The 23167-nt window shown below is 74.8% G+C and carries 16 protein-coding genes and 1 pseudogene; 9 read left to right on the top strand and 8 right to left on the bottom strand.

The window, feature by feature from the left end:
* Positions 1-332 (bottom strand): annotated as a pseudogene (locus tag ACFV4N_RS22910) (tetratricopeptide repeat protein); the annotation flags it as partial.
* A 344-nt stretch (positions 333-676) separates the two neighbouring features.
* On the opposite strand from ACFV4N_RS22910, the gene ACFV4N_RS22905 reads away from it, so the two are divergent.
* On the top strand, positions 677-1888 hold the full coding sequence (locus ACFV4N_RS22905; protein WP_499674612.1) for a glycosyltransferase: 1212 nt from the start codon (positions 677-679) through the stop codon (positions 1886-1888).
* 190 nt (positions 1889-2078) lie between these two features.
* On the opposite strand, the gene ACFV4N_RS22900 is transcribed toward ACFV4N_RS22905, so the two are convergent.
* Positions 2079-3716, bottom strand: a complete 1638-nt coding sequence (locus tag ACFV4N_RS22900) for an FAD-dependent monooxygenase (RefSeq protein WP_499674611.1) — start codon at positions 3714-3716, stop codon at positions 2079-2081.
* Positions 3717-4031: 315 nt separating this feature from the next.
* Here ACFV4N_RS22900 and ACFV4N_RS22895 point away from each other — a divergent pair, with 315 nt between their 5' ends.
* Complete coding sequence (locus tag ACFV4N_RS22895; RefSeq protein WP_499674610.1) at positions 4032-5501, top strand: flavin monoamine oxidase family protein; 1470 nt, start codon at positions 4032-4034, stop codon at positions 5499-5501.
* Positions 5498-6685, top strand: a complete 1188-nt coding sequence (locus ACFV4N_RS22890; protein WP_499674609.1) for a cytochrome P450 — start codon at positions 5498-5500, stop codon at positions 6683-6685. The genes ACFV4N_RS22895 and ACFV4N_RS22890 overlap by 4 nt, the downstream gene beginning before the upstream one ends.
* 24 nt (positions 6686-6709) lie before the next feature.
* Here the strand turns inward: ACFV4N_RS22890 and ACFV4N_RS22885 are convergent, their stop codons facing one another.
* From ACFV4N_RS22885 to ACFV4N_RS22870, 4 genes are all read right to left on the bottom strand, one after another.
* Complete coding sequence (locus ACFV4N_RS22885; RefSeq protein ID WP_499674608.1) at positions 6710-7861, bottom strand: cytochrome P450; 1152 nt, start codon at positions 7859-7861, stop codon at positions 6710-6712.
* Between the two features lie 40 nt (positions 7862-7901).
* A complete protein-coding gene (locus ACFV4N_RS22880) occupies positions 7902-10832 on the bottom strand; it encodes a ferritin-like domain-containing protein (protein ID WP_499674607.1) in 2931 nt (976 codons plus the stop codon).
* A gap of 228 nt (positions 10833-11060) precedes the next feature.
* Positions 11061-12563: an RICIN domain-containing protein gene (locus tag ACFV4N_RS22875; protein ID WP_499674606.1), complete on the bottom strand. Its 1503-nt coding sequence runs from the start codon at positions 12561-12563 to the stop codon at positions 11061-11063.
* A gap of 519 nt (positions 12564-13082) precedes the next feature.
* Positions 13083-14462, bottom strand: coding sequence for an aspartate aminotransferase family protein (locus ACFV4N_RS22870; RefSeq protein ID WP_499674605.1), 1380 nt, complete (start codon positions 14460-14462; stop codon positions 13083-13085).
* A 109-nt stretch (positions 14463-14571) separates the two neighbouring features.
* Here ACFV4N_RS22870 and ACFV4N_RS22865 point away from each other — a divergent pair, with 109 nt between their 5' ends.
* Together ACFV4N_RS22865 and ACFV4N_RS22860 are read left to right on the top strand one after the other, a co-directional pair.
* Positions 14572-15027: an Lrp/AsnC family transcriptional regulator gene (locus tag ACFV4N_RS22865; RefSeq protein WP_499674604.1), complete on the top strand. Its 456-nt coding sequence runs from the start codon at positions 14572-14574 to the stop codon at positions 15025-15027.
* A 207-nt stretch (positions 15028-15234) separates the two neighbouring features.
* A complete protein-coding gene (locus tag ACFV4N_RS22860) occupies positions 15235-16212 on the top strand; it encodes an L-threonylcarbamoyladenylate synthase (protein ID WP_499674603.1) in 978 nt (325 codons plus the stop codon).
* A 19-nt stretch (positions 16213-16231) separates the two neighbouring features.
* Here the strand turns inward: ACFV4N_RS22860 and ACFV4N_RS22855 are convergent, their stop codons facing one another.
* Both ACFV4N_RS22855 and ACFV4N_RS22850 read right to left on the bottom strand, forming a co-directional pair.
* Entirely contained in the window at positions 16232-16588 is a 357-nt protein-coding gene (locus ACFV4N_RS22855; protein WP_499674602.1) for an STAS domain-containing protein, read from the bottom strand.
* The gene (locus ACFV4N_RS22850; protein ID WP_499674601.1) at positions 16585-16749 is read right to left on the bottom strand and encodes a hypothetical protein; all 165 of its coding nucleotides are present in this window, start codon (positions 16747-16749) and stop codon (positions 16585-16587) included. Before ACFV4N_RS22850 ends, ACFV4N_RS22855 begins: the two co-directional genes overlap by 4 nt.
* 169 nt (positions 16750-16918) lie before the next feature.
* Here ACFV4N_RS22850 and ACFV4N_RS22845 point away from each other — a divergent pair, with 169 nt between their 5' ends.
* The 4 genes from ACFV4N_RS22845 to ACFV4N_RS22830 all read left to right on the top strand — a co-directional run bounded on the left by ACFV4N_RS22845 (position 16919) and on the right by ACFV4N_RS22830 (position 22980).
* Entirely contained in the window at positions 16919-21079 is a 4161-nt protein-coding gene (locus ACFV4N_RS22845) for a SpoIIE family protein phosphatase (RefSeq protein WP_499674600.1), read from the top strand.
* Positions 21079-21399: an STAS domain-containing protein gene (locus ACFV4N_RS22840; protein WP_499674599.1), complete on the top strand. Its 321-nt coding sequence runs from the start codon at positions 21079-21081 to the stop codon at positions 21397-21399. The genes ACFV4N_RS22845 and ACFV4N_RS22840 overlap by 1 nt, the downstream gene beginning before the upstream one ends.
* A gap of 40 nt (positions 21400-21439) precedes the next feature.
* Entirely contained in the window at positions 21440-22219 is a 780-nt protein-coding gene (locus tag ACFV4N_RS22835) for a class I SAM-dependent methyltransferase (protein ID WP_499674598.1), read from the top strand.
* 86 nt (positions 22220-22305) lie between these two features.
* On the top strand, positions 22306-22980 hold the full coding sequence (locus ACFV4N_RS22830; protein ID WP_499674597.1) for a restriction endonuclease: 675 nt from the start codon (positions 22306-22308) through the stop codon (positions 22978-22980).
* Positions 22981-23167: the final 187 nt, after the last annotated feature.

Raw genomic sequence — 23167 nt, 5'->3', positions numbered from 1 at the left:
AGGATGCGGTGGGCCCAGGCCAGCGCCAGCCAGGTCTTGCCGACCCCGCCGGCCCCGCCGATCGCCGAGACCACCACCGCGCCGCCCGGCGAGCCGCCGGCCAGGGCGCGGTCCAGCGCGGCCAGCTCCGCCGCCCGCCCGGCGAACGCGCCCGGGGCGGCGGGCAGTTGACGGGGCACGACCGGCGCGGGCGGAGGCGGCCCCACGTGCAGGTGCACGCCACCGTGCACCGCACCGGCCTGCACCACCCCGCTGACGGCGCCACCCGACAGCGCGTTGGCCACGCCGGGGCCTTCGTCGTGGGCGGCCCGCGCGGGCTCGGGCACGGTCACACCGGGCACCTCTCGCCGATCACCGGTTGGCAGGTGCCCAGCGTTCCACCGCACCACCGTTGCGCCCGTCGGCCCAGCCGGAATTCACCCGACCGTGCGTATCCGGTGTGGTCCGCCGACAGGGACGGGTGGGCGTGCGGCGCACGGGACGACAGGGCGGTGGCGTGCCGCGTCGAGGTGGGACCGGTGGCCGGCGTGGCGCCGCCGGGCCGTCACCCCGTCGGGGTGCGTGCGCCTGTGACGCGGCCCGCCTCGACTTATCGTGGTCGCCGAGGTGGCGGTCCACCGGGCCGTGACCGGATCACGTGTCGTTCGAAAGGCGCGCCATGCGAGTTCTCTGCTGCGTGACCACCGCCGTCTCCCACGCCAGGGCGATGCTCCCGGTGGCGCGCGCCCTGGCCTGCGCGGGGCACGAGGTGCGGGTGGCGACCACGAGGCCGCTGCTGCGCCTGTTCGACGGCGAACCGCTCCGCGCCCGACCGGACCTGCGGGACCCCTTCCCCCACGCGGACGGGTTCCTCGCGGACCCGACCGGCGAGGAGGACGGGCGCGTCGCGGCCGCCAAGGCGGCCGGCCGGCTCTTCGCCGGTCCGCACATCACCGACGGCTACCGCGCCCTCGCGGCGGTGGCCGAGCGGTTCCGCCCCGACCTCGTGCTGCGCGGCGAGGCCGAGTTCGCGGCCGCGCTGCTCGCCGACGACCTCGGCGTCCCGCACGTCTCGGCCCCGTCCGGGAGCGCCAACGCGCTCCTCCCGGACCACCTGCTGTCCCTGCTCAACGCCCGCAGGCTGGAACTCGGCCTACCGGAGTGGGACGACCTCGGACCGCTCCACCGCCACGGGTGGCTCGACTTCATGCCCGCGCGGTACTCGTTCGCCCCTCCCCACCTGCCGGACGCGATCACCTGCCGCCAGCCGGACACCGTCGCCCGCGCCGAGGCGCTGCCGGACTGGGTCCTCGCGCTGCCCGCGGACCGCCCCCTGGTGCTGGCGTCGTTCGGGACCGTCATCCCCGTGCTGCACGCGCAGGCCAGCGACCCGTTCACGGCCGGCGTGCAGGCCGGCACGCGATCGGCCTTGCGGGCCGTCATCGCCGCGCTGGCCGATTCCGACTGCGTCGGCGTGGTCGTCACGGGCGGCCTCATCCCGGCCGACTCCCCGGTTCCCGGGAACGTCCGGCTCGTCGACCACGTCCCCCAACCCCTGCTGCTGCGCTGCACGCAGCTGTTCATCACCCACGGCGGCTACAACGGCATCCGCGAGGCGATCGCGGCCGGCGTGCCGATGGCCGTGCTGCCCCGGTACGGCGACCAGTTCGCCAACGCCGACCGGGTCCAGGACCTCGGCCTGGGCCTGCACGTGGCCGGCGGCGCGGCGGAGGAGGTCGCGGCGGCGTGCGAGACCCTGCTGACCGACGCGGCGGTGACCGCGCGGGCCCGGCTCGCCCAGCGCCACATGCTCGCCCTGCCGCCCGTCGAGGCCCTCGTCCCGCTCCTGGAGCGGATCGCCGCCGGCGCCCCGGAGCCGGTGGGCGCGAGCGGTCGCCCGGCCTCGTAGCGCGGCGGGCGATGGTGCGGTGGTGCGGTGGGCGGTGGGCGGTGGGCGGTGGGCGGCGGGCGGGGCGCAGCGGGCCGTGCGCAGCGGGCCGTGCGCAGCGGGCCGTGCGGTGGTGCGGCGGGCGGTGGCGCGGTGGCGGCAGTGCCGTGGGCGGTGGCGCAGCGGGTCGTGGTGCGGCGGGCGCGAACCGTCAGTGCGACGGCACGGCCGCCCGGGCCGACCCGCGGACCGCGTCCACGAGCGCGACCGGGTCGGCGGGCGGCCGCGAGCCCCGCCAGGCGACGTGGCCGTCCGGGCGGACCAGCACGAACGGGCACGCGTACAGCTCGGACAGCCGGGGGTCGTCGCACTCGACCACCCGCTGCGGGACGTCCCGCGCGGCGAAGGCATCCCGCACCCCCTCCACGCCCTGCGCGTCGTGCTCGAAGCACAGGAGGACGAACGCCTCGCCGAACAGGTCCAGCAGGGACACCCCCGGCCGCAGCCAGCCGTGGGCGGCCCGGGAACCGGGGTCGCTGCCCGGCCGCCAGTCCGGTGTCATCTCGGCGCCGGCGCCGATGACCAGCGGGGACTCGTAGCGGTAGCCGAAGTGGACCTCAGGGTTGTCGAACTCCTTCTGCGCGCCGCTCGCGCGCAGCCGCTCGGCCATCTCCGCGCGCCGCCGCGCGCCCTCCGGCGTCTCCTCGCGCAGGTCGGCGGGCAGTTCCCGGCTCAACGTCCGCTGGAGGTGCCGGTTGGCGGCCTCCAGGCTCTGGAGCGCGACCGGCCGCCGCTCGGTCTCGTAGGCGTCCAGCAGGTGCTCCCCGCCCCAGCCGCGGAGGTGGGCGGCCAGCTTCCACCCCAGGTCGGCGGCGTCGGCGATGCCGATGTTCATGCCGAACCCGCCGGACGGCGACACGGTGTGGGCGGCGTCGCCGACCAGGAATACCCGGCCGTGCCGGTAGCGGTCGGCGACCCAGTGGGTGAGGTGCCACTCGGTGTCGGCCAGCGGCTCGACCGGTGTCTCGAAGGCGATCGCGTCCCGGAGCAGCTCGGTCGCGTCCGCCGTCAGCGCCGGGCCGGACACCGTCAGGTTGAACAGCTCCCGGCCGTCCATGGAGCGCAACGGGTAGCGCAGCTCGTTCGAGAGCATGAGGAAGTAGACCATCGCCGCCCGCCCGCCGCGCTCGGCCAGGTGACGGGTCAGCTCCGGCGCGCGGAACAGGATGTTGCGGAGCACCTTGGCCTCGTGCCGCGCGGGCGCGTCGATGCCGCACCAGCGCCTGACCGGGGACGAGGCGCCGTCGCAGGCGACCAGGTACCGGGCCCGGACCGCGGTCGCCGTGCCGGTGTCGAGGTCGGTGAGGTGCGCGGTGACGCCGTCGTCGTCCTGGGTGAACGAGTCCAGCCGGTGGCGCAGCAGCAGCGGGCCGTCCGGCGCCGCGCCGACCTCGCCCATGAGCAGCGGCTGGAGCCAGTGCGCCGGGCAGACCTGGTCCGGCTCCGGCGTGTGCCGGAACTCCGGGCGGGTGGCGACGGTGCCGCGCTCGAAGCGGTGCAGCTCGTGCCCGCCGACCCGGGTGACCCACGCGATGTCCAACGAGTGGTCCGGCGGCCAGCCCGCTTCGCGGATCCGCCGGGCCAGGCCCCACCGCCGGAACAGCTCCATGGACCGCGGTCCGATCGTGCTCACCCCGGGTTGGGGGACACGTCCGTCCCGCCGCTCGACGACGAGGTGGTCGACGCCCCGGTACCGGAGGTCCAACGCCATCGCCAGCCCCACCGGGCCGGCCCCGACCACCAGGACGTCCGGCTCGCGGGTGAACGCGGGTGCGCTGCGGGCGATCACGGGCACCACCTCCGGACGTCGTCGTGATCGGACCGTTCTCGACGTGGATTCTCCTGCCGGCACGGGAAGAGCACATCTCCGGCCATCCGATCGAGTGGCCGGGAGGCGTGCGCGGGGCCCGTTCGCGAGCGCCGCTTCCCTTGGCCGGCAATGGTTCCGCTACGTGACCGGTGTCCCGACATCCGCTCTCACGGGTGCGATTTCGGGTGACGGGGTGGCCGAGGGCTTGTCGGGACGCGGAGGTGCTGCTCACCGTGGTTGACGGCGCGAGGGGCGGGGGCATGGCCACTGCGACGCTCTACCTGAGGAGAGTTCATGCCCGGCACACACGTGGTCGATCGCCGTTTCCCCACAACCGATCCCGGTCCCGACGCACCACCGATCACGATCCTCGGCGCGGGCATAGCCGGGTTGGTGGCCGCGCACGAGCTGGAGCGGTTGGGGCACCGCGTGGAGGTCCTGGAGGGCAGTCGGCGCGTGGGCGGTCGCATCCTCACCCACCGCTTCGGCGGCGGCGGGCCACTGGTGGAGTTCGGCGCCATGCGGGTTCCGGGCAACCACCGGTACACTTTGGACTACATAGCCAGGATGGGCCTGTCCGACAAGCTCCGGCCGTTCCGGACGCTGTTCTCCGACCCCCGCGCCTACCACGCCACCAGCCAGGGCCACGTCCGCCTCGACCAGGCCGCGCGCCTCCTGGTCGAGGACTTCCGCGCGGGGCTGCCCCGCGGCCGCTACCGCGAGGAGACCGTGCTGTTCGGCGCGTGGTTGACCGCGATGGGCAACGCGATCGGCCCGGCCGGCTTCCGCGATCGCGGCTTCACCGCCGAGCTGTTGGACGCCGTGGACCGGATCGACCTGGCGCCGTTCGTGATCGGGGCCGGTCACGACCAGGTCGACGTGCACGGGTTCTTCGCCGGGCACCCCGAGGTCCGGGCCGGGTGCGGCGGCCGGCTGGCCCGGTTCATCGACGACGTCCTGTCGGAGACCAGCCCCGACCTGGTGCGGCTCGAAGGCGGGATGGACCAGCTGGTCCAGCGGCTGCTGTCGCGGGTGCGGGCGCCGATCCACCTCGGCTGCGAGGTGGTCGGGCTGGAGGTGTGCGGCGAGCGGGTGCTGGTGGAGATCCGCACCGGCGACCGCGTGATCACGCGGAGCTGCCCCGGCGTGCTGTGCACGCTGCCGTTCTCGGTGCTGCGCCGGATCCGGTTGCGCAACCTGAGCCGGACCAAGGTCGCCGCCATCCACGGGATGACCTACTGGTCGGCGACGAAGGTCGCCTTCCACTGCCGGGAGGCGTTCTGGCTCGGGGACGGCATCTCCGGCGGCGCGTCGTTCAGCGGTGGCCGCGTCCGCCAGACCTACTACGTGCCCCCGGAGTGCGAGCCGGCTCGAGGTGCCGCGCTGCTGGCCAGCTACACGCTGGGGGAGGAGGCCGACGCCTTCGGCCGGATGAACGCGGACGACCGGCACGAGGCGGTGCTGAGGGAGTTGGGCCGGATGCACCCGGAACTGCTGGAGCCCGGCATGGTGCTCGGCGCCGCCAGCATGGCCTGGGGCCAGCACTGGTGGAGCAACGGCGCGGCGGTGAGCCAGTGGGAGCTGGACGACAGCACCCGCACGGAGGAGCGGCTGCGGGCGGCGAGCCCGGAGAACGGGCTGTACTTCGCGGGCGACCACTGCTCGGCGAACCCGGCGTGGATCGACGGCGCCATCCAGTCCGCGGTCGACGCCGTGCGGCAGATCCACCTGGCCGGCCGGACGCGGACGGCGGTGTCGGCGTGAGCGTGCTCCCCGTGACCGGCACGTCCCGGTCAGACCTGCCGCCGTTCGACCCCCGGTCCCTGGACCACGACGAGCTCGTCCGCCCCTACCCGCTGTACCGGCGGTACCGGGAGGCGGAGCCGGTGCACTGGAGTTCCGCGAGCGGCGCGTGGTACGTGTTCGCCCACCAGCCCACGGTGGAGGTGTTGGCGAGCCCGGACTTCGCCCGGGGCAGGCTGGTCCTCCCACCCGGCTGCGACGCGCTGGCCGCCCTGCTCCGCGACTGGCTGGTGTTCCTCGACCCACCGCGGCACACGCGGCTGAGGTCGCTGCTCGCCGGCAGGTTCACGAACCCGGCGGTGCGCGCCCTCCGCCCGGACGTCCAACGGGTCGCGGACGACCTCGTCGCCTCCCTCGCGGGACGACCGGAGATCGACCTGGTGGCCGACTTCGCGACGAAGCTGCCGCTGTACGTGATGTGCGACCTGCTCGGCCTGCCCGCCGCGGACCGGGAGTGGCTGCACCGGCGCGCGCTCGCGCTCCAGCAGGCCAGCTCGACCCGCCAGGGCGACTACGCCGCCGCCGAGCGGGCGGCCCGGGAACTCGGCGACTACTTCCGCGAGGCCGCCGCCGACCCGGCCGAGGACGGGCTCCTCGCGCCGCTCGTGCGGGCCGGGTGCATCCCCGACGAGGTCGCCGCCACGGGCGTGCACCTGCTCACCGCGGGCCACGAGACCACGGCACACCTGATCGGCAAGTCCGTGCTGGCGCTGCTGGACCACCCGTCGCTGCTGCGCTCGCGGCCGGTGTTCACCGCCGACCACGTGGACGAGCTGATCCGCTACGACGGCCCGGTGCAGATGGTGAGCCGACGGGCCGAGCGGGACGTGGTGCTGGGCGGTCGACGGGTCCGGGCGGACGACAAGGTGGTGCTGGTGCTCGGCGCCGCCAACCGCGACCCCGACCGCTTCGAGCGGCCCGACGAGCTGCTGCCGACCCGGTCGGCCCGCGGGCACTGCGGTTTCGGGCACGGCGCCCACCGGTGCCTCGGCGCCGCCCTGGCCGGCCTGGAGACCCAACTCGCCCTGACCGCCCTGGTGGCCGCCCTGCCCGCGCCGCGCGCCGCGTCACCGGTGCGCTACCACCACGACCTGATCTTCCACGGACCGGAGCGGCTGCCGCTGCGCACCGGCTGGCCGGGGTGACCGGAACGCCCCGGCCGGCCGGGTTCAGGTCGCGCTGTCGGCGGTGAGGCGGACCGGCAGCGAGGTGAGCTGCCGGATCGCGTACCCGCTCACCCAGCGGGTCTCGTCGGACGTCCGCGTGGCGTCGGGGAACCGCTGGAGGAAGCGCGTCAGGGCGATCCGGAGTTCGAGGCGCGCCAGTCCCGCGCCGATGCAGTAGTGGGCGCCGTGGCCGAAGGTGTAGTGCGTCGCGGACGACGGGGTGGAGTTGGCGGCGGGGATGTTCAGCAGGACGGGCACGCCCGCCGGTATCTCGTGGTCCTGGAGCGGCACGGGCGAGGTGCTGAACCGCCAGGTGGCCAGGGGGAACGGCGGGTGGAGGCGCAGGGCGCGCTCGACGCGTTCCTCGACCTCCTCCGGGGTCGACGGTCGCCGGTCCGGTGGGTCGGCCAGCACGTCGGCCAGCAGCGCGGCGAGCACGCTCGTCGTGGACTCGTGCCCGGGGACGACGAGCCCGGGTGTCCAGGTCGCGATCTCGACGGTGCTGATCGAGCCGTCGGTGTCGCGCAGCTCCAGCAGGTCGGCGATCATGCCGGGGCGCAGCTCGTCCCGTCGCGGGCCGAGGAAGGCCCCGACACCCTCGTAGAGCTGGATGCGCCCCTGTTCGCGCTCGGCCTCGTCGGCGCCGTAGGTGAGCCGGCGGCAGGCGGCGGTGAGCGGTTCGTGCATGTCCGGCGGCAGCCCGAGCACGGCGCTGATGACCGCCACGGGCAGCGGGTAGGCGAGCCGGGGCACCAGGTCGACCTCGCCGTCGAGCGGTCGCAGGAGGTCGTCCACGGCGTCGGCGATCAGGTGCTCCCAGCGCTCCTGGTGCCGGGCCGAGAAGACCGCGGCGTGCAGCTTCCGCTGCCGGGTGTGCTCGGGGCCCTCGCTGGTGACCATCTCGATGGCGCGGGAGGTCTGGGCGGAGCCGATCAGCCCGGTCTCGTCGTGGAACCAGGGCGGCGCCGCGCCCGCGTCCTTGCTGAGCCGGCGGTCGCGGAACGCCTGGCGCACCAGGTCGGGCTGGTTCACCAGCCACACCTCGCCCCCGGCCCAGGCCACGCGGGCGAGCGGGTGCCGGTGCGCCACGTCGAGCAGGCGCTCCCGCACGTCCCCGGGACGGACGTCGAGCTGGATCTCGATCAGGTCGGTCATGCCTGCTCCCGGGAGGTCGGGTCGGAGGTCGGCGGGCCGGTCAGCACGGCGGCCCGCCGAGTCGCGCCGCGAGGTGGGCGCTGATCCCGGCCACCCGTTCGGGTATCCGGGTGTCCTGGCGGCACTCCGCCGCGAGCCGCTCGAACTCCCGCGCGACCCGGCGGCGGGCCACGTCGGGCCGGGACACGGGCACGGGGGGCTCCGGCAGTTCGAACGAGGGGCCCGCGGTGCGGCCGGGAACGCCGGAGGGCAGCGTCACCAGGAGTTCGGCGAGGGGCCGCATCATCCCGGTCATCACGTCGATCGCGGCGTTCATCAGCTCGGACCGGCGCAGGCTGGCGTCCGGCCGTTCGGCGAAGTGCTGCGCGGTCAGCAGCAGCATCAGGTAGTAGGACCTGTTGAACAGCGCCATGACCCGCGCGGTGCCGGGGTCGGTGACCGGTTGGCCCGCGCCGTGACCGGGACCCGTGGTCGGGTTGCGCAGCACGGGGTAGGCCGGGCGCCACCGCCCGCCGTCGCCGCGGAGCTGCTCGGTCATGAGCAGGGTGGAGATCCGGCTGAACGTGTCGTGGTGCGACGGGCCCGGGTCCCCGACCGCGGGCAGCACCCCGCCCTCGCCCTGCTCGGTCACGAAGTCCACCGCGAACAGGGCGCTGGACAGGTCGTCCACCTCGAACTGGTAGTCGGGGTAGGTCAGGTTGATCGACTCGCGCAGGAACAGGTGGTGCTCGCCGCCGCCCCGGCCGTGCTCGACCGCGAACAGGTCCGGCACCCGGGACAGGCCGTCGCGGATGGAGCCGTACAGCTCGCTCAGCGACCGGTACGGCCCGCTGCCCGGCTTGCCGTCGCCGGGCTCCTCGATGGCGATGAACCGCTGCACGCTCCCGAGGTGCAGCGGTTCGAGCGCGAAGTCCACCGGCAGCGGCAGGCGGGCGTTGATCGTGGCGAAGTCCAGGTCCGGCACGAAGAACGGCTCGCCGACGGCCATCAGGACGTTGTTGACGACCAGGAAGTGGACCATCTCCTCGCGGGCGACCCCGAGCAGGCCGCCCCGGATCCCGGTGCTCAGCGTCAGCCCGCCGTCGCCGCAGGCCAGTTCGAGTTGCTCCGCGGTCCACCGGCCCTCGCGCACCCACGCCTCGCCCGCGCCGTAGGTCGGCACGGAGTACGCCGCGTAGAGGTACTGCGCCATCACCGCCAGTTCGAGGGTGACGGCCTGGCGCAGCGCGGAGACCAGCTCGCCGCGGGTGGTGATCGAGGGCGTCCGCGGCGCGTCCGCGAGCGCCGGGAGCGGCGCCTGGCGCTGTTGGCGGCGCAGGTACTTCAGCAGCAGCCGCGCCTTCGGCGCCGAGAGGTCCCTGGTGGGCGGCATGTAGTAGGTCTTGCCCTTGTTCCGCGGGTCGCACATCTGCCACATCAGCGTCGCGTAGGTCTCGACCTTGCACCGGTCGGCGAGGCTGAACACCTCCGTGCGCATGAACGAGGACACCAGCTCGTAGTAGGCCAGGACCTCCTGGTGCACGAGCTCGAAGGTCACGTCCTGCTCCGGGACGTCGTCGAGCCGCCGGTCGTCGGGCAGCACCCGGACCGCCACGGAGCCGTGCGGCCCGAGCGAGATCCGGGTGACGCCGGCCCGGACCCCGCGGACGGTGAAGCCGCCGCGACCGGCGTCGTCGACGTCGATCCCGCCGATCGCGAGCAGGTCGTCCCGCTGCCGAACGTCGGGGGTGGCCGGGTGCGGCCGGCCGCGCAGGAACGCCCGGAACGTCACCCGCGCGTCCTGCTCCGGGGTGCCGTCGGTGTGGTCGAGGACCAGGGCGGCGTCGTCGGACTGGACGTTCAGCTCGACCTCGCGCAGGAGGTCCACCGGGTGGCCGTGCCGGTCGAGGTGGACCACCCGCAACGCCTGGTCGCGCGCCGAGGGCGCGCCGGACGCCGCGGGCACGGTCACGATCCCGCTGGTCGGCGCGTGCTCGTGCGCCTTGTCGGGCACGGTCGCGACCAGCTCGTCGGACTCGGCCGTGCGGAGCAGCAGGTCGCCACCGCCCCAGTCCGGCGACACGGCCGTGATCAGGTTGAACGTGACGTGCGTCGGCGACACGTCGACGCCGAGGGTGTGCAGCCCGGTGCGCCCGCCGCACGGCACGAGCAGCCGCCCGGCGGGGTGGGTGCGCAGTTCGCCCGCGCGCCACGGCGCGACGGTGCCCCGCAGCCGCCACCGGTTCGGCGCGTCCGGCGCCGTGGGCGCGGCCATGTGGCTGAGCGCGAACTGGACCACCAGCCCGTCGCCGGCCGCGGCCCTCAGGTGCCCGACGGCGGGGGAGGGCTCGGCCAGCCACCACGGGTCCTCGACCACGAACTGGTAGACCACCGACCTGCGCAGCTCCGCCGCCGCGAAGTGCCCGCCGACGTCGAGCAGGTGCTCCGGGTTCTGCCAGCGCGGCGCCGACGTGCCCGACACCTCCCCGGTGACCGCGTACCCGACGTCGTGCGACCGCCCGGCGCGGCCGAAGCCGAACTGGCCGACCACCAGGGTCATCGTGTCCGCGGCGGTCGGGTCGACGTCGAAGACCCGCGCCCGGTTGACGGTGGTCGCGAGGTAGTCGTTGTGGTGGCCCCACACGTCCACGCAGCGCCCCACCAACGGGTCGTCCGACTCCGGCCGGCCGGCCTCGCGCTCCACCCCGGTGATCGTCGCCTCGATCGCGAAGTGCCCGCTGCCGCCGAAGTTCCAGCCCGCGGCCGCGCTGAACACCCCGTCGGGGCACGGCCGCCCCGCGGCGTCGTACCGCGGTCCCCGGTCCACCAGGTACTCGTGGTACTCGCGGGCCGGCCGCCCCACCGGGAACGGGCCCTCGTGCGTGAGCGCGGTGTTGGTGGTCACGTCCACCAGGCCGCTGCGCGGACCGGTGGGCAGGCTGGTCCGCGCGGTGCCGGCGAAGTGCAAGCGGGGCAGGTCGAAGACGCTCACGGCCGCTCCCGGCAAGCGCCCCGAGCCGGAACCGGCCTGCCCATCGGCACCTCCGCGAACGCGTTGCGGTCCACACCGGGGCCGGCCCGGCGGCCCGGCCCACCGCTCCCACGGTGGGCGGACCCCGGCGCGCCCGGCAACTCCGCCCCGTTCCGCTCACCCGAAAGGGCAACCGTTAGAGCGGTGACCCGAGCCGGCGTCACGCAGCGGAGCGGTTCCCGGCGCCCGTCAGACGGCCGTGCGCGACCACTGCTGGTTGGCGCCGCTGTTGCACGGGTACTGCTTGAGGACCGCGCCGTCGGCCGTCGACGCGGCCGGCACGTCCACGCACTTGCCGCTGTGGCGCGCCCGGAGCTGGAAGTAGGCGCCGTTGGCGACCAGTTGGAACTGCTGGTTGGTCCCGGCGCCGCAGGTGTACTGGACGAGTTCGGCGCCGTCCGCGGTGGAGGCGCTCACCACGTCGAGGCACTTGCCGCTGTGGCGGCTGACGAGGCGCCAGTAGCCGCCGCCCGCGTCCTGGAACTGCCACTGCTGCCACGGGTTGCCGCTGTAGGTGTACTGGCCGACGCGCGCGCCGTTGTCGGTGTTGGGTTGCTGGACGTCCATGGCCTTGCCGCTGTGGCGCACGTCGAGCCGGTGGAACGTCGGCGCGGGCGCGGACCCGTCGCCCCAGGCGTAGCGGATCCGGTCGGCGCCGGAGTTGTTGCGGATGGTCAGGTTGAGGTCGGTGCCGCTGCCGCTGAGGGCGTACATCGAGTACCAGTCGTAGCCGATGGTGCCCGGCTTGCCGCCGAGGGCGGGCCAGTAGGTGCCGCCCATCCGGTTGTCGCGCATGACCTGGGCCATGGCGCGGATGTGGCGGACGAAGTTGTCGGTGCTGCCCGCGTCGCCGTAGTCCAGGCCGGTGGACATCGGCGCGCCGAACTCGGTCGCGACGGCGCGGGAGGCGCAGTTGCCCAGGCGCGTCTGGATGTGGCCGCGGAACTGGTCGTAGGTCATGGGGCTGTAGAAGAAGGCGTAGTGGTGGAAGGACAGCAGGGTGGAGTTGAAGCGGCTGTCGTTGCAGATGTCGCGCAGGTCCTGGCTGTAGCCGGTGCCGCCGATGAGCACGCGGCCGGGCACCGCGGAGGTGTGGTGGGTGAGCCAGTTCGCCGCGACGTCGCGCCAGTCCGCCGAGCTGTAGCCGTGCGGCTCGTTCATCGGCTCGAAGTAGACGTTGGGGTTCGAGCCGTAGGTGTTGGTCACGCTGGACCACATCGTGTTCCACGCGGCGAGGTTGGTGATCCGGCCGCCGGAGGCGGCGCCGTCCTCCCAGTAGGCGAGGATGACCTTGAACCCGCGTTCGGCGGCGGCGTCGATGGCGCCGCGGTAGGCGTTCCACCAGGTCGTGTTGGCGACGGTGTGGGTGTTGACGGGCAGCCGGACGGTGTTGACCCCCATGGTGGCGGCCATGTCGTCGTAGAGGGCGTTGGCCTTGGCGCGCACCGTCGCGTTGCTGTCGGACTGGCTCAGGCCCTGCACGACGAGCGTGCCGGTGCTGAAGTTGTCGCCCAGCACGGCCCAGTTCATGCCCCGGAACTGGCTGGTGGCGGCGTCGGCCGGTGGTGCGGGGACGACGAGGCTCGCCGCGGTGAGCGCGGCCACCGCGAGCGCGGTCGGTAACCGGCGCGCCGGCCGGGTGCCCTGCGCCGGCCGCGACGCGTGGCCGCCGGAGGTCGTGATCGGTGTCATGAGGTTGTTGTCCCATCGCTGGATCGAGGTTGCTCGGGCCCGTGCGCGGCTCCACCGCTGGTCGGCGCCGCCGCAGGTGTGCTGCTGGATCTCGGCGCCGTCGCGGGTGCCGGGGACTGCGCGACGCGGGCGCGCAGGCCGGCTGGGGGGCAGGCCGGGCGGCACCGCCTCGTCGTTGAAGCGGATCGGTGGTCCTCGGTCGTGCGCGGGGGTGCGCCGGTGCGGCGACCTGGTCGGTGGGCCGCCGGCGCGACGGCGCCGCACCGCGGGGGCGGGAACGCCGACGGCTCAGCGGGAACTGCCCGGCGCGGCACCGCCGTCGAGTGTCGTCAACGGCGTTCCGGCGGGTGGGGAACCGTAGATGTTTGCGTTAACATCCTTGGCGGTCATAGTGTGCGAGCAAGGGCGCGACGGTGTCAAGGGCGTGGCGGTCCGCCGCTCGTCCGCCACGGCGTCGCGCGAGCGGCCGCGCACGCCGCGGCGGCGTGCACGACCCTCCGATGTGGACGGACCCGCCGGTCAGGCCCGCCGGGCGGCGGTGGTCAGCGCCTGGTCGAGGATGTCCAGCCCGCGGTCCAGCTCGGCGTCGGTGGTGGTCAGCGGCGGCGCCACCCGGAGGACGCCGCTGCTGCCGGGGAACTGGACGATGTTGAGGTGCAGGCCCAGTTCGAAGCAGGCGGCGGTGACCGCGGCGCCCAACCGCTCGGCCGGGCGCTTGCCGACGCGGTCGGTGACCAGCTCGACGCCCTGCAACAGCCCGCGGCCGCGGACGTCGCCGATGTGCTCGTGGCGGGCCTGGAGCTCCAGCAGCCCGCGGCGCAGCCGCTCGCCCCGGTGGCGGGCGACCCGGTCGAAGTCGCCCTCGGCCAGGACGGTGACGACCGCCAGGCCGACCGCCGCCGCCAGCGGGTCGGAGACGTGGGTGGTGACGAAGTAGTAGCCGCGCTCGTGGCAGCGCCGCTCGACCTCCTCGCCGGTGATCACCGCCGACACCGGCAGCCCCGCGCCGAGGGTCTTGGACAGGGTCAGGATGTCGGGCACCACGCCGTCGCGCTGGAAGGCGTACCAGTCGCCGGTGCGGCACAGGCCGGTCTGCGCCTCGTCGAGGATCAGCAGCATCCCGCGCTCCTCGCACTTGCGCTTGAGCGCGGCGAAGTACCCCGGCGGGGGTTCGACGACGCCGCCGGTGCTGAGGATCGGTTCGGCGATGAACGCCGCCAGGCTGCCCACGGACTGCCGGTCTACCAGCGAGAACCCGAAGTCCAGCTCGGCCTGCCAGTCGTGCCGGCCGTCGCGGGTGAACAGCGGCCGGTAGGCGTTGGGGGTCGGGATGACGATGTTGCCCGGCGCGACCGGGCCGTACCCGGTGCGCGAGACGCTGAACGTCGCCGCGCCCGAGGCGTGGGTGACGCCGTGGTAGGACTGGTCGAAGGCGACGATCTCGTGCCCGCCGGTGCAGAGCTTGGCCATCCGGATGGCCGCCTCGTTGGACTCGCCCCCGGTGCTCAGCAGCATCACCTTGTCCAGCGGGTCGGGCAGCGTCGCGGACAGCGCGGCGGCCAGCTCGACCACCGGACGGCTGAGCATCCAGCTGAACAGGTGGTCCAGCGTCGCGATCGACCGGCTGACCACCTCCACGACCGCCGGGTGGGAGTGGCCGAGCAGGGCGCTCATCTGCCCGGAGGTGAAGTCCAGGATCGCGCGCCCGTCGCTGTCGAACACCTCCGACCCGGCGGCGCGCTCGATGATCGCCGGGGTGAAGTCGCTGCCCGAGTAGCGGATCAGGTGGCGACGGGCCGCGGCCCAGAACTCCTCGGCGGTGGACCGCGCGCCCGCGGCGGGGGACGGCGAGGCGGGCGGCGCGGGCGGTGTCGCGGCGGGCTCGATGGTCGTGCTCATGTCCTACCCCTGTCTCCGAGCGGCCAGTGCCGACGACGGTAGGACAGAAGCGCGGGCAGCCGATTGCTCTTGTTGCCCGCGAACGGTCGAGTGTTGGCACACTTGGGCCGTGGACCGCATCGACCGCGCAATAATCGACCAACTCCGCCGTGACGGCCGCCTGACCAACACCGAACTCGCCGACCGGGTCGGGCTCACGCCCTCGCCCTGCCTGCGCAGGGTCAAGCGGCTGGAGGACGAGGGGGTGATCCTCGGCTACCACGCCCGGATCTCGCCCGCCGCCCTCGGCCGCGGGTTCGAGGTCCAGGTGGACCTGGAACTCGCCGACCAGGCGCGGGCCACCGTCGAGCGGTTCGAGGCCGCGCTGGTCTCCTTCGACGAGGTCGTCGAGGCGCGCCGCATGTTCGGCGCGCCCGACTACCACGCCCTGGTCGCCGTGGCCGACCTGCCCACCTACGAGCGCTTCCTGACCCAGCGGCTGATGGCGATACCCGGCCTGGCCAAGCTCCAGTCCCGCTTCGCCATGAAGACCATCAAGGCCGACCTCCACCACCGGTCCGGGTAGGACCGGACCGACCCCGGGCGGGCCGGCCCGTGCCGCCGAGGGGGAGCGGTGGTGGGCGGTCGGGCGCCGAGTGCCGCCACCAACCGAATTCGGACCGTCACGGGGAGTGCGCCGACGCCCGCGCGTGGATCACCCGGGAGGCCGGTGCGGACCGAGGCGCGGAGGCCGCGGCACGCGGGCACCGCGGCGGGTGAGAGGATCGCGGGGATGTCTGTGAGAAGCAGTGATGTGGAGAAAGCGGCCGGTGTGCTGCGGGCCGGGGGCCTGGTGGCCTTCCCGACCGAAACGGTCTACGGCCTGGGCGCCAACGCCGAGGACCCCGCCGCGGTCGGGCGCGTCTTCCAGGTCAAGGGGCGCCCGCCCTCGCACCCGCTGATCGTCCACCTCGCCGGTGCGGAGCACCTGGACGACTGGGCGGAGGAGGTCCCGGAGACCGCGCGCCTGCTGGCCGAGCGCTTCTGGCCGGGGCCGCTGACGCTGGTCCTGCGGCGCGGTCGCCGGGTGCCGCTCGAGGCGACCGGCGGTCTGGAGACGGTGGCCGTGCGGGTGCCCGCCCACCCCGTGGCGCTCGCGCTGCTGTCGGCCTTCGGCGGCGGTGTGGCGGCCCCGTCGGCCAACCGCTTCGGCTCGGTCAGCCCCACCGCGGCGGACCACGTCCGCGCGGAGCTGGGCGACGCCGTCGACCTCGTGCTGGACGGCGGCCCGTGCGAGGTGGGCGTCGAGTCGACCATCGTCGACGCCACGGGCGACGTCCCGGCCGTCCTCCGGCCCGGCGGGGCGACGCGCGAGGACTTGGAAGCGGTGCTGGGACGCCCGCTCGCGGTCCACTCGACCAGTCGCGTCCGGGTGCCGGGCCAGCACCCGTCGCACTACGCGCCGCGGGCGCGGGTCGTCCTCGTCGAGCCCGGCGAGGTGGTCGCCGAGGCGGAGCTCGCGCGGGAGCGGGGGCACCGGGTGGGCGTCCTCCTCCCTCCCGCCTTCGGCGACGCCCCGGTGGAGGCGCACGCCGTGGTGGCGGTCCCGGCTTCGCCGGCCGCCTACGCGCGCGGGCTGTACGGGTTCCTGCGCGAGCTGGACCAGCGGGGGTGCGACCTCGTCGTCGCGTCCCTGCCGGTGGAGGAGGACCTGGGGCTGGCGATCGCCAACCGGCTCCGCCGCGCCGCGGGACCCCGGCCCACCGACTGACCGGCACGACCCCGGCGCGTCACGACCGCTGGGCGTCGATGGCCTCGTCGACCGTGGCGTGGAACGGCAGGACCTTGTCCAGCCCGACGACCTGGAAGACGCGCGTCAGCTCGCGGTTGAGGCCGGCGAGGCCCAAGGGGCCGCCGGTGGCCCGGGCGCGCTGGTAGGCGGCGATGAGCACGGTGATGCCGGTGGAGTCGCAGTAGGTGAGGCCGGTCAGGTCGACGACGAGGCCGGCGTCGGGGCCGAGGGGGATCGCGTCGAGCACCTCGCGCGCCCGGGGGCTGGTGTGGTGGTCGAGTTCCCCGGCGATCCGCAGCACGGCGGGGCCCGCCGGGCGCGGGTCGAGGGTGACGGTGAGGGTCTGGTCGGTCACCGGGTCTCCTGTGCGGCGGGGTCGAGCTGGTCGTGGGCCGGGGGTGCGGGGAGGGCGGTGTCCCGGGTCCGGTGGCGGCGCACCGCGTCCGCTCGTCGCCGCTCATCCACCGGCGCGGGCGGCTCGTGCCGCGACCAGCCCGTCATACCGACCTCACCCACCCCTCGTCCCGGTCCGCGCCCCGAGGCACCGGCACGGGCGCGCGCGGGCCTGGTGCGGCTGACCTATCCTACGGATCGCCTCACCGGTCCGTGGTGGTGGGACTTGTACGGCCACGAGCGCCAGGGCACCCGCTCCGGGGACGGCCGGAGTGGACGAATGGGGTTTGCGGTGACGAGTTCCGACGACGCCCGGCACGAGCCGACGGCGGTGGTGGCCGACGTGTTCGCCCTGGAGGCCGAAGTCGGTCCCGACCTCGCCGGGGTGGACTGGGCGGCGACCCCGCTCGGCCCGCCGGGGAGCTGGCCGCAGAGCCTGCGGACCGCGGTGAGCATCCTGCTGTCGTCCCGGTTCTCGATGTGGATGGCGTGGGGCCCGGAGCTGACGTTCTTCTGCAACGACGCCTACCGGCGGGACACGCTGGGCCGGAAGTACCCGTGGGCGCTGGGGCGGCCCGCCCACGAGGTGTGGGCGGAGATCTGGGACGACATCGGACCCCGGATCGACACCGTGCTGAACACCGGGAAGGCGACCTGGGACGAGGCGCTGCTGCTGTTCCTGGAGCGCTCCGGCTACCCGGAGGAGAGCTACCACACGTTCTCCTACAGCCCGCTGCGGGACGACTCCGGCGCCGTGGTCGGCATGCTGTGCGTGGTCAGCGAGGAGACCGAGCGGGTCATCGGCGAGCGGCGGATGGCGACGTTGCGGGACCTGGGCTCGGACCCCAGCGTGGTGCGCACCGAGCAGGAGACGCTCGCCTTCGCCAGCCGCCAGCTCGACCGCAACCCGCGTGACCTGCCCTTCACGCTGACCTACCTGTTCACCGAGGACGGCTCCGCCCGGCTGGCCGGTGCGACCGGGATCCCCACCGGGCACCCGGCGGCGCCCGCGACCCTGGCGGCCGACGACCCGGGCGCGGTGTGGCCCGTGGCGGCGCTGTCCCGGGGCGAATCCGTGCTGGTGGACCTGGACGGGGCCGCGTTCGCCGGGCTGCCGTGCGGGGCCTGGCCGGAGCCGCCGGTGCGGGCGCTGGTGGCCCCGCTCCAGCAGCAGGGCGGCACGCCGTACGGGTTCGTGGTGGCGGGCCTGAACCGCTACCGGTCGCCGGACGAGGGGTACCGCGGGTTCGTCGAGCTCGTCGCCGGGCACGTCGCGGCGGGTATCGCGAGCGCCCGCAGCTACCAGGCCCAGCAGCGGCGGGCCGAGGAGCTGGCCGAGCTGGACCGCGCCAAGACCGCGTTCTTCTCCAACATCAGCCACGAGTTCCGCACCCCGCTGACCCTGATCATGGGGCCGGTGGCGGAGCTGCGGGACCGGTTGGCGGTGACGGACCCGGGGGCGAGCGGTGAACTGGAGGTCGTGCACCGCAACGGCCTGCGGCTGGGCAAGCTGGTGAACACGCTGCTGGACTTCTCCCGCATCGAGGCGGGCCGGATGCAGGCCCGCTACGAACCCGTCGACCTGGCCGCCTTCACCGCCGAGCTGGCCAGCGTGTTCCGATCGGCGATCGACAAGGCGGGCCTGGTCTTCGAGGTGGACTGCCGGCCACTGCCCGAACCCGTCCACCTCGACCGGGGCATGTGGGAGAAGGTCGTGCTCAACCTGCTGAGCAACGCCTTGAAGTTCACGTTCGAGGGCTCGATCCGGGTCTCCGTGCGGGCCGGCGACGGTGAGGCGTCGGTCACCATCGCCGACACCGGCGTCGGCGTGCCGGCCGAGGAGATGCCGCGGCTGTTCGAGCGCTTCCACCGCATCGAGAACACCCGTTCCCGCTCCAACGAGGGCAGCGGCATCGGCCTCGCCCTCGTGCGGGAGCTGGTGGGCCTGCACGGCGGCGCCATCACCGCCGACAGCACCGTGGGCGAGGGCACCCGCTTCACCATCCGCCTGCCGTTCGGCTCCGCCCACCTGCCCCCCGACGCCGTCTCACCCGCCGCGGGTCCCGCCTCGGTGTCGGTCACGGCCGACCCCTACCTGCAGGAAGCCCTGCGCTGGCTGCCCGCCGAACAGGGTGGCGCGGCGGTCCGGGATGTCAAGTCCCCGGGCACGGACACCGCGTCCGGTCCCGCGGTGCCCGCGACGGTCCTGGTCGCGGACGACAACGCCGACATGCGCGAGTACCTGACCCGGCTGCTGTCGGGCGCCGGCTACGAGGTCCACCCCGTCACCGACGGGGTGGAAGCCCTGGAAGCGGCCCGCGCCCGGCTCCCGGACCTGGTCGTCAGCGACGTGATGATGCCCCGCCTGGACGGGCTGGGCCTGGTGGGCGCGCTGCGCACCGACCCGCGCACCGCGGCGGTGCCGGTGCTGCTGCTGTCCGCCCGCGCCGGTCAGGAGGCGTCCATCGAGGGGCTGCGGGCCGGCGCCGACGACTACCTGGTCAAGCCCTTCGCGGCGGCGGAGCTGCTGGCCAGGGTGCGGGCGAACGTGGAGCTGTCCCGGCTGCGCAACCACCACGCCCGCTGGCGCACCGCGCTGATCGACTCGCTGCAGGAGGCGTTCTTCGTGTGCGACGAGGGCGGCGCCGTCGTCGAGATCAACACGGCTTTCACCGACATCCTCGGCTACGGCCCCGAGGGCCTGCCCTACCGGCCCGTCCACCCGTGGTGGCCCGACGCCGAGACCGACCCCGAGGGGCACCGGCAGGTCGCCGACGCCTTCTCCGGCCTGCTCGACCGGGGCCAGGGGAGCCACACCATCCCCGTGACCCACCGGGACGGCCACCTGCTGTGGGTCAACGTCATGTTCAACCCGGCGCAGGACCCAGACAGCGGGCGCACCGTGGTCGTGGGCACCTTCCGCGACGTCACCGCGGAGCACTACGCCATCCAGCGCGACACCGCCCTGGCGGTGCTGAGCATGCGCCTGTCCGCGGCGTCCAGCCTGCCCGAGGCCCTGTCGGGTGCGCTCGAGGAGCTCAAGGACCTGTGGGGCGCCCGGCGCGTCGTGGCCGCCGTCCACGCCGACCGGGACGAACCGTCGTTGACCGCCACCGAACCCGGCCTGTCCTGGGACGGCCTGACCGAACAGGAGCGCGCGACCCTCACCGCGCTGCGCGAGCGCCCCGCGCTGAGCCCGACCGCCCACGGCGCCACGGGCACCGGGATCACCCTGGAGCACCCCGACGGCCTCATGGTGCTCTGGCTGGACCTGGACGAGCGCCGCCCCTTCACCGACCAGGACGAGCTCCTGCTGTCCCTGCTGGCCGGGCACCTCGCCCAAGGGCTCACCCGCGCGCACCAGATCGACCAGCAGCGCGAGACCGCCCTGGCGCTCCAGCGCGCCGTCCTCGGCCCCTCCCGGCTGCCCGACGGCTTCGCCGTCCGCTACGAACCCGCGGCGCGGCCGTTGGAGATCGGCGGCGACTGGTACGACACCGTCACCCTGCCCGACGGCCGCATCGGCATCGTCGTCGGCGACTGCGTCGGCCGAGGGCTGAAGGCCGCCGCCGTCATGGGGCAGCTGCGCAGCGCCTGCCGCGCCCTGCTCCTGCAGCAGACCGGGCCGGCCCGCGCCCTCATGGCCCTGGACCACTTCGCCGCGGGGCTCCCCGGCGCGTTGTGCACCACCGTGTTCTGCGGCGTCCTGGACCCGGAAACCGGACACCTGACGTACTCCAGCGCCGGGCACCCGCCCGCCATCCTGGCCCTCCCGGACGGCAGCACCCGGCTGCTCGACCAGGCGGGCTCGACGCCGCTGGCCGTGCGGCCCGGTGTCCAGCGCCCCGAGGCGGAGTGCACCGTGGCGCCCCGCGCCACGCTGCTGATGTACACCGACGGGCTCGTCGAGCGCCGCCGCCGCCCGCTGACCGCCGGCATCGACCAGGCCGGCGAAGCCGTCCAGGCGGGCCGCGACGCCGCCCTCGACGACCTCGCCACCCAGGTGATGGACCGGCTGGCGCCCGCGGGGGGCTACGACGACGACGTCGCGCTGCTGCTCTACCGCCACCCGGCCCCGCTGGAGCTGACCTTCCCCGCCGAGTCCGCCCAGCTCGCCCCGGTCCGCAAGACCCTGCGCGGCTGGTTGGAGCAGTGCGGACTGCCCCCGCAGGCCATGCAGAGCGTCCTGGTCGCCGCCGGCGAGGCCTGCGCCAACGCCATCGAGCACGGGTACCGCGGCACGGCCCCCGACGCGGTCCGGCTGCGGGCCCGTGCCCTGGTCGGCGACCTGTACCTGACGGTGACCGACACCGGCCACTGGAAGACGCCCCAGCCCGAGCTCAACGCGCACCGGGGGCGCGGCGTCGCCCTGATGCGCGCCCTGATGCAGCAGGTCACCATCACCCCCGGCCCGGTCGGCACCACCGTCGACATGCACCTGAGGATCCCCTGATGACCACACCGCTCACGCTCACGCCCAGCCCGGGTCCCGACGGCACCACGATCCTCAAGGCCGTCGGCGAGATCGACATGAGCAACACCACCGAGCTGTCCGCCGCCCTCGACGACGTCCCGGGGCGGCTCGTGGTCGACCTCACCGAGTGCGAGTACCTCGACAGCGCCGGCATCAACGTCCTGTTCGCCCACGCGGACCGCATCGAACTCGTCGCCGGACCCCTCCTGGCGCCGGTCATGACCTTCTCGGGGCTCACCGCCGTGGTCACGGTCCACGGCTTGGAGGACGACCCGGTCGAAGGCGGGCGGCAACCGTAGCGGTCGACGGGCCGGACCGGGCGACCGTAGGGTGGTCCGCGTGGTCCGAGACGCGCGGTCGACCCACGCCTCCTCGTTCGGCACGGCGGCGGGCGCCTACGCCGAGCACCGCCCGGACTACGCGCCGGCGGCGGTGCGCTGGGCGCTGGAGCCCGCGCCCGGCCCGCGCGTGCTGGACCTGGGCGCCGGGACCGGCAAGCTGACCGGCGTGCTGGTGGCGCTGGGCGTCGACGTGGTCGCGGTCGAGCCCGACCCGGCGATGCTGGGCGAGTTGCGGCACGCGTTGCCGGCCGTGCGCGCCCTGCCGGGCAGCGCCGAGGCGATACCGCTGCCGGACGGGTCCGTCGACGCCGTGGTGGCCGGCAACGCCCTGCACTGGTTCGACCCGGCCGCGGCCGGGCCCGAGCTGGCCAGGGTCCTGGCCCCCGGTGGTGTCCTGGCCGGCCTGTGGAACGTCGTGGACGACCGGGTCGACTGGGTGGCCCGCCTCGCGGAGGTCGCGGGGAGCGCGGTCATCGGCCCGCGCGACACCTCCGGCACCTGGCGCGCCGCGACGGCGGACCTGCACCTCCCCGGCGCCGGTGCGGAGGCCCGGTTCGGCTCGCCGGAGCAGGCGGAGTTCCCGCACGGGCAGCGGCGCACCGCCGACTCCCTCGTCGCCACGCTCGCGACGCGCGCGGGGGTGCTGGTCATGCCGGAACGGGGGCGTGAGGCCGTGCTCGGCCGGATCCGCGCCTTCCTCGGGAGCCGACCGGAGACCGCCGGGGGCGGGTTCACCCTCCCGATGCTGACCGGGGTACTGCGCCTCCGGCGGGTGTGAGGGGGCCGGGCTGCCGGTTTTCACCCGACGGGACCTGTCGTCCCCGTCCGGCGCGCACGCACGCTGGAGGGGACGAAGGGGAGGGGATGACGGCGAAACCGCGCAAGCGCGGGAAGGGGAAGCCGCGCAAGCGCGGGAGGGGGCCGCTGAAGCTCGCCGCGGCCGCCGCCCTGGGCGCGGCGCTGCTGGTGTGGCGGTTCGTCCAGGCGCACCCGGTGCTGTCCGCGGTGATCGCCGGCGCGCTCCTGGCCGCCGGGGCGGTGGTCCTGGTGCTGCGGCTGCGCCGGCGGCGCGCCGAGGTGGTGCGCCAGGCCGAGCGGGACCGCGCGATCGAGGCCACCGACGGCATGAGCGGCGCCGACTTCGAGCAGTGGACCGCCCGGCTGCTGCGCCGGTCGGGGTGCGTGGACGTGGAGGTCGTCGGCGGGGCGGGTGACGCGGGCGCGGACGTCGTGGCCACCGCGCCGGACGGCGGCCGGGTCGTGGTGCAGTGCAAGCGCTACGGCTCGACCAACAAGGTCGGCAGCGAGGCCGTGCAGCGCTTCTCCGGCACCGCCCGGTACTACCACCGGGCCGACCACCCGCTGATCGTCACGACCTCGACGTTCACCGCGCCGGCCCGGACCGTGGCGGCGGAGGTCGGCATCACCCTGGTGGACCGGCAGGTGCTGGCCGAGTGGGCCCGGGGCGGCTCGGCGCCGATCCTGTCGACACCGCGTGAGCCGGCGGGGCCTCGGGCGGGTGATCGCCCGGGGCGTTGAGGTGACCCCCGTTGCGGTCACCGCGTCCCGACCGGTACTGCTGGTTGCCCGTCGCGCCGAAGGAGCCGCATGAACCCCGACCTGCTGCGCAACTACCTCGCCCGGCACCACCTCGGCCGTCGCGGCGCGCTCCGGCTCGCGGGGGCGGCCGGGGCCGCGGGCCTGGTGGGGGCGGCGTCCCCGGCGG

The sequence above is a fragment of the Actinosynnema sp. NPDC059797 genome (assembly GCF_042732085.1).
GTDB lineage: Bacteria > Actinomycetota > Actinomycetes > Mycobacteriales > Pseudonocardiaceae > Actinosynnema.
This window is presented reverse-complemented; position numbering and strand designations above follow the sequence as displayed.

What these genes read in the sequence shown, in the direction of transcription:
- ACFV4N_RS22870 (WP_499674605.1), bottom strand. Translation starts at nt 14,462, where the DNA reads ATGAGCACGACCATCGAGCCCGCCGCGACACCGCCCGCGCCGCCCGCC.
- ACFV4N_RS22840 (WP_499674599.1), top strand. Translation starts at nt 21,079, where the DNA reads ATGACCACACCGCTCACGCTCACGCCCAGCCCGGGTCCCGACGGCACC.
- ACFV4N_RS22885 (WP_499674608.1), bottom strand. Translation starts at nt 7,861, where the DNA reads ATGACCGACCTGATCGAGATCCAGCTCGACGTCCGTCCCGGGGACGTG.
- ACFV4N_RS22875 (WP_499674606.1), bottom strand. Translation starts at nt 12,563, where the DNA reads ATGACACCGATCACGACCTCCGGCGGCCACGCGTCGCGGCCGGCGCAG.
- ACFV4N_RS22895 (WP_499674610.1), top strand. Translation starts at nt 4,032, where the DNA reads ATGCCCGGCACACACGTGGTCGATCGCCGTTTCCCCACAACCGATCCC.
- ACFV4N_RS22860 (WP_499674603.1), top strand. Translation starts at nt 15,235, where the DNA reads ATGTCTGTGAGAAGCAGTGATGTGGAGAAAGCGGCCGGTGTGCTGCGG.
- ACFV4N_RS22830 (WP_499674597.1), top strand. Translation starts at nt 22,306, where the DNA reads ATGACGGCGAAACCGCGCAAGCGCGGGAAGGGGAAGCCGCGCAAGCGC.